Origin of the sequence: Paraburkholderia sp. RL17-373-BIF-A (genome assembly GCF_046030175.1) — a bacterium.
Classification (GTDB): Bacteria; Pseudomonadota; Gammaproteobacteria; order Burkholderiales; family Burkholderiaceae; genus Paraburkholderia.
The window spans coordinates 1-5,331 of record NZ_JARESO010000148.1; the positions used below are offsets into that span (position 1 = coordinate 1).

4 protein-coding genes and 3 pseudogenes are annotated in these 5,331 nt (G+C 57.8%); 1 reads left to right on the forward strand and 6 read right to left on the reverse strand.

The window, feature by feature from the left end:
• Nucleotides 1–99 precede the first annotated feature (99 nt).
• The 5 genes and pseudogenes from P0D80_RS48515 to P0D80_RS48535 all read right to left on the reverse strand — a co-directional run.
• Entirely contained in the window at nucleotides 100–1,095 is a 996-nt protein-coding gene (locus P0D80_RS48515; RefSeq protein ID WP_408295455.1) for a tyrosine-type recombinase/integrase, read from the reverse strand.
• Complete coding sequence (locus P0D80_RS48520) at nucleotides 1,088–2,029, reverse strand: tyrosine-type recombinase/integrase (RefSeq protein ID WP_408295458.1); 942 nt, start codon at nucleotides 2,027–2,029, stop codon at nucleotides 1,088–1,090. Before P0D80_RS48520 ends, P0D80_RS48515 begins: the two co-directional genes overlap by 8 nt.
• Complete coding sequence (locus tag P0D80_RS48525; RefSeq protein WP_408295461.1) at nucleotides 2,026–3,267, reverse strand: tyrosine-type recombinase/integrase; 1,242 nt, start codon at nucleotides 3,265–3,267, stop codon at nucleotides 2,026–2,028. The genes P0D80_RS48520 and P0D80_RS48525 overlap by 4 nt, the downstream gene beginning before the upstream one ends.
• Nucleotides 3,268–3,363: 96 nt before the next feature.
• Nucleotides 3,364–4,122 (reverse strand): annotated as a pseudogene (locus tag P0D80_RS48530) (IS21 family transposase); the annotation flags it as partial.
• 311 nt (nucleotides 4,123–4,433) lie between these two features.
• A pseudogene (locus P0D80_RS48535) lies at nucleotides 4,434–4,570 on the reverse strand (IS6 family transposase); the annotation flags it as partial.
• A gap of 80 nt (nucleotides 4,571–4,650) precedes the next feature.
• Here P0D80_RS48535 and P0D80_RS48540 point away from each other — a divergent pair.
• The gene (locus tag P0D80_RS48540; protein ID WP_408295464.1) at nucleotides 4,651–4,794 is read left to right on the forward strand and encodes an IS66 family transposase; all 144 of its coding nucleotides are present in this window, start codon (nucleotides 4,651–4,653) and stop codon (nucleotides 4,792–4,794) included.
• Here P0D80_RS48540 and P0D80_RS48545 read toward each other — a convergent pair.
• Nucleotides 4,774–5,331, reverse strand: a pseudogene (locus P0D80_RS48545) (ATP-binding protein); the annotation flags it as partial. The gene P0D80_RS48540 and the pseudogene P0D80_RS48545 overlap by 21 nt on opposite strands.

Here is a 5,331-nt window from a genome sequence, read left to right on the forward strand (position 1 = left end):
GCAATCATGAGTATGGTGTGGTAAAAAATATGTGCTGCTCGATAACGAACCAGGCCAAGGCAGCGCCTTTGTGGAAAGCGAACAGCACATATTATTCGGTTACAAGGTGCGGAGGAAGGCCATCAGGTCGGGCTGATCCCGCCATTGCTTTTGTCCTTCGGCACCACCTTCCACTTCGCATGTCGCCAGCGCCCGCGCCTTTGTTTCCAGATTGATCTCGGCGTAGATATTGGTCGTCTCCAACGAAACGTGCCCAAGCCAGCCGCGTATCGTATTGATGTCGACACCGGCCTGGAGTAGTAGCGAGGCGGTTGTATGCCGAATCACATGTGGGTGTACATTCTTGCCGGCAAGTGACGGCGCGTTGGCTGCAGCGCGGATAGCGCGGCGCTTGACCAGGGCATGAATGCCGGAGCGCGTCATCGTCTGGTGGAATCGGTTGAGGAACACCGGCGCGGCGGCGTCCCTTCCCTCGGACTGTGAGCGCAACGCATCGAGCGTGGATTTCCAGAGCGGGCAGCGGCGATGTCTGTTCCCCTTGCCGACGATGCTGACCGAACGCGTGTGCCAGTCAATGTCGCCAATCTTGAGCTGCGCAGCTTCGCTTGCACGGGCTCCTGAGTAAAAGATGAACAGCAGTAACGCGTGTTCGCGCTGCCCCTGCGCCGTATTCACGTCGGTGGCAGCAAGCAGGGCGTCCATTTCCTGCTTGTCAAGATAGCTGATCTCTGGCCGACTGGTTCTCTTGACGGGAATCAGGTGAATCTGCGCCCACCAGTCGACGTATTCCGGTGCATGTTCGCCGATGAAACGGGCCAGCGCATGAATGCCGCCGAGCCGCTGATTTCGTGTGCTGACCGTACAGTGGCGCTGTTCTTCCATGTACGTCAGAAACAGGCGCACCATTTGCGGGGAGAGATCATCAACGGTGAGGCGGTCGATCCGCTTGTCGACTTTGGCAGCCAGATACGGAAGCAACAACATGAGCATGTCGCGGTAACTTTTTTGGGTATTGACGGCAAGGTTACGTTCGCCCACCAGATGCTCGATCAGGAAACGCCGGACCCACGGACCCAGCAGGGATGAGTTATTCATGATGCACCTCCAGAACGTAAGCTTCAAAGCGCGTGCTCGCTTCATTCAACAACTCGGGCGTCAGGGTAAGGTAGCGTTGGGTGCCCACGAGATCAATGTGGCCGAGATAGGTGGCCAGTTGCGGTAACAACAGTTGCAGATCAGCGCCGCAGCGATACCAGGCGATTAGCCGGTGCACTGCGCCTGAGTGCCGCAAATCATGCAACCTCGGCTGGCAGAACGCACCGCCTTCGCGGTGGATATTTGCCAGGATGCGCTGTCGCTGAAAGGCCCTGCACACAGCTTTCTGGGTCAGGGGGCGACCATCGCGGAAACTGAAGAACGGTGCATCCGGTGCCTGACCAAATTTCTGATTGCGTTGCCGGGCGTAGCTTTGCATCGCACCATTCAGATCTGTACCCAGCGGAACCAGCCTCGATTTATGAAATTTGCTCTCGCGCACGTGCAGTACGGCCTCGTCAAGATTGACGTCTTGCACGGTCAAACGCAAGGCTTCGCCATGGCGGAGGCAAGCGCCGTACAGAATCAGCATGACTGCACGCAAAACATATGCATCCAGCGAAACGTGTGGACCGCATACCATCGATGTCACGTCGAGCAGGCGCTTTAGTTCCTTCTGCGAATAAATATAGGGTGTTAGCGGTGGCGGCAATTTCGGAATGTAGCGAGGAAGCGGAGAAGCCCTGACATACCCACGCGAAAGGGCGAAGCGAAACAGGCAGTCAAGTACTGACCTTCTCTTACCCCAATGGTTGGTCAGCGGCCTGTTGCCAGTCAGGAAGTCGTGTACCTGTTCGACCGTGACCGACTCCACATCAATGTTGCCATCAAGCCGGTGGCAGAATGAGGCAAGCGTGGCCGCCTCAGAATTGAAGCGCATGCCCAACGCCCGTTTGTGGCTCACGTATTGGGCAACAAGTTCGGAGAGCTTCATAGCAGACTCCCCAAATCGATTTCGGCCACACACCGCAGTCCGGTCAGGTCAACCTTCGCATAGGTTCTCGTCGACGAAGCGCTGCGATGGCCGAGATGATCACCGATCTCCTTCAGGGCAAAGCCAGCGTCGAGTAAATGCCGGGCGTTGGCGTGCCTCAGGCAATGTGCGCCGCGCCGCGGGATATCGATGCCAAGCGTCGCGAGACGCGAGCGGACAATGCTGCTTACGCGTCCGGGTGACAGCGGTCGGATCGGCGCCTCGACCGACAGGAACAGCTCGCGATGGGCGCTTCGTGGACGCGCTTCCTTCAGGTAGCGCAGAATGGCGTTTCCAACTGTTGCCACCCGCGGGTATTGCTGTGTGCAACGTTGCTTGGGACGATTGACATGAAGGATCTCGCCGCACCAGTCTATATCCTCCAGGCGGAGTCGCACCACCTCGCCGCGCCGCAGTCCGTAGACAACCAGCAACATGATCATCGCACGGTTGCGTAGATCGATCGTGCTGTCGCCGACAAAACTGGCGACGAATCTTTGCACATCTTCCCAATTCGGCCCGAACGGCAAACCCTCCTCTCTATACACCACCGGTGCTTCAATGCCCGACGCAACGTTGGTAGCCCACCCTTGTCCTTCTACGTACCGGAAGAAATTGCGCAGCGTGCTCGCAAGCGCGTGTAATGAGGCCCTGGTCCAGCCGTGATTGCCTTGGTATGCGAGATAGGCGTCGACATCGTGGATAGTGAGAGCATCGAGTGCCCTGTCAGGGCGACAGACCATTGCCAGAAAATGATCGATCTCATCACGACAGGTTGAAATCGTAGCAGGAGAAAGTCCTCGCTGGTCGCGCATGAAATCGACGTAGTGCTCAACATAGCGAACAAAAGGTTCTTCCGTGGGATGCCGTTCCTCCAGACGCCCCAGGAAGCGCAGCCAGGCCGTGGCGGTATGGATGAACAGAAGCCGCGAGCTGCGGGACTCGTTCGTGCGCTCACTTCGAAGGAGTCGAATCCTATGGTCAACCGCAAATGCGATTTCCTCGTGCGTTATTTGCCTCGGGCGGCACAAATCCGTGCTCTGTGAAAAAACCAGCAGGATCCACGCGATCTTCCGAATTGACCTGAACGGATAACCCTGTTCCTGACAATGTACGAGGAAGCGCTTCCTGGATTCCACGCAGGGCGCGAGATTGTGGGCAGCAAGAACATGCGGACGCGTAAAGAGAGTCTCGAACATGATATTCCCCCATCGTTGATCAGTGGAATATCAGTATCAGCCTGAAATTATGTCGTCATGGAAACGTCAACGCGATAGGCGATGCGAGGTTGTTGAGAGCCACCGCAACATATTTTTTACCACACCATACTCATGACCCATGCCACGGTTGTTGCGCGTGCCTTCCATCCCGTAGTGCTCGAGTAGAGCCGCATAGCGAACTGTGAAGTCTTCCTCTTCCTGCAGGTTCCTGAAGGCCGCCGACAGGCTGTCGGAGCGATGTTCGCGTGGGCAGCCGCCAGCCTGCCACAGCGCATTCTGCAATCCCGTCGCGAGCGCCTGGAAGCTCTCCCCGCCATCGACCACGCTGGCGTACTCCCAGCGCGAGAACGCCAGCACCAAGTGATACAGCAGGTGGTTGAACGGGATCCCGCCAATCGTTACGCACAGCTTGCCCATGTGCGTGAAGTCCGACAGGCCTCGTGCGCCGGGCTGATATGTTTGAGGGAAGAACACTTCCTGGTTCGGCCCTTCGAGCGCGCGCCACTGGCTGACATGTCGCTCAAACGTGCGCCGCATGCTGTCCGGAAAGCGCTCGGGATGGTCCTCCTGCAATTTACGCAGCAGAGTGATCGCCTTCAGCTTTGGCGCAGCGCGTAGCAATGGGACCACTTCGCTCTCCCAGACATCGGCGAACGGATCTGGGCGCGAGCGCCAATAGCGCCGCTGCTGTGACGGTAGTCCGGCTTCGTGTTCGACACGCCGCGCCATGCGCTCGCTCATGCCTGACTTCGCCGCAGCCAGCTTCTGCGGATGGTGTTTGGGATGGTTCATATAGAGGCGGACCTGCTGGTCGGTGATGCGGCTTCCAGACATGGGCTGACCGCCTCTTTTTAGATTCAGTCAGCCATCCTAAGCCCCGCCGATCCGGCGCCGCCGGCAGTTCCTCGCCTTCGGCGGCTACGCTGCCTCCGACTCATCACTACCGGCTAAGATGAATGTCGGTACACCGGACGTACTCATTGTCGCCCCCCAGCGCCCATCGCTTCACAAAACTCGTCATAACCAATAGGCAGGAGTCGGGTATCGCAGAATTGAGCCATCATTTCGAGCAGGCGCCAGCTATACACCGATCGCAGATCGGCCTCGTGTTTGAGCTTGTAGGTCGCCCGGGAATCGTCTGTTCAGGATCTCGGGCTAAGCGAGTACGCGAGGTACCAGCGCACGCTCAGCAGCATTACGTTCACCGGGAAGTGCAGCCGCTGGAGCACCTCGCCACCCCGTCTGGCAACGGCTTGCGGGGCGTCTTCGTCGTCGTAGCCATCGTTAGTTTGCACCTTTCATCGTGGAGGACGAATTTCGCTCCGTCACCTTAGTGCCACAAGCCCGCCGTACGACGGCATCGTGCGACGGTACAACCTTGTGCACTTTGGATGTTGGGCGCATCTGAGGCGGTACTTCATCAAAGCCGAGGAGAACGTTCGGAGAGCCGCGCGTTCGACGATTTACTCGCGGCACGCCTCAATGTCAACGGCACTCAGGAACTGATACAGTTTCTGTCGGCATCGGCACTTCAGATTTGATACACCGGGTTGTAGTGTTATTGCGGTGCCGACCGCATTCCGTTGGCGGCGTTCTCCTTGTTGTCGTCGATCTCTTCATAACCAGTCCGGCGCGCCGCTTGTCGCGTAGTCGATAGCTCTCGCCCTGGATTGCGACGACGTGAGCGTGATGCAATAGCCGGTCGAGCATGGCAGCAGTGAGCGTTGCGTCATCGGCAAACGTTTGGTCCCGCTGCCCGAACGGAAGCTTGCTGGTCACGATCAGACTGCCACGCTCGTATCGTTTGGCGATCACCTGGAAGAACAGGTTGGCCTGCTCACGGCTCATCGGCAGGTATCCGATCTTATCGATGATCAACGGCCTGTACGGGTTGACGAATCGTTTAGCGCGTCTCCCAGCTGATTCTGTCGATGTGCCGTGGTCAGTATCATCAGCAGGTCCGCTGCGGTGATGAAGCGCACCTTGATCCCAGCTTGCGTTGCTGCATAACCAAGTGCCATTGCAATGTGCGTTTTGCCTGTG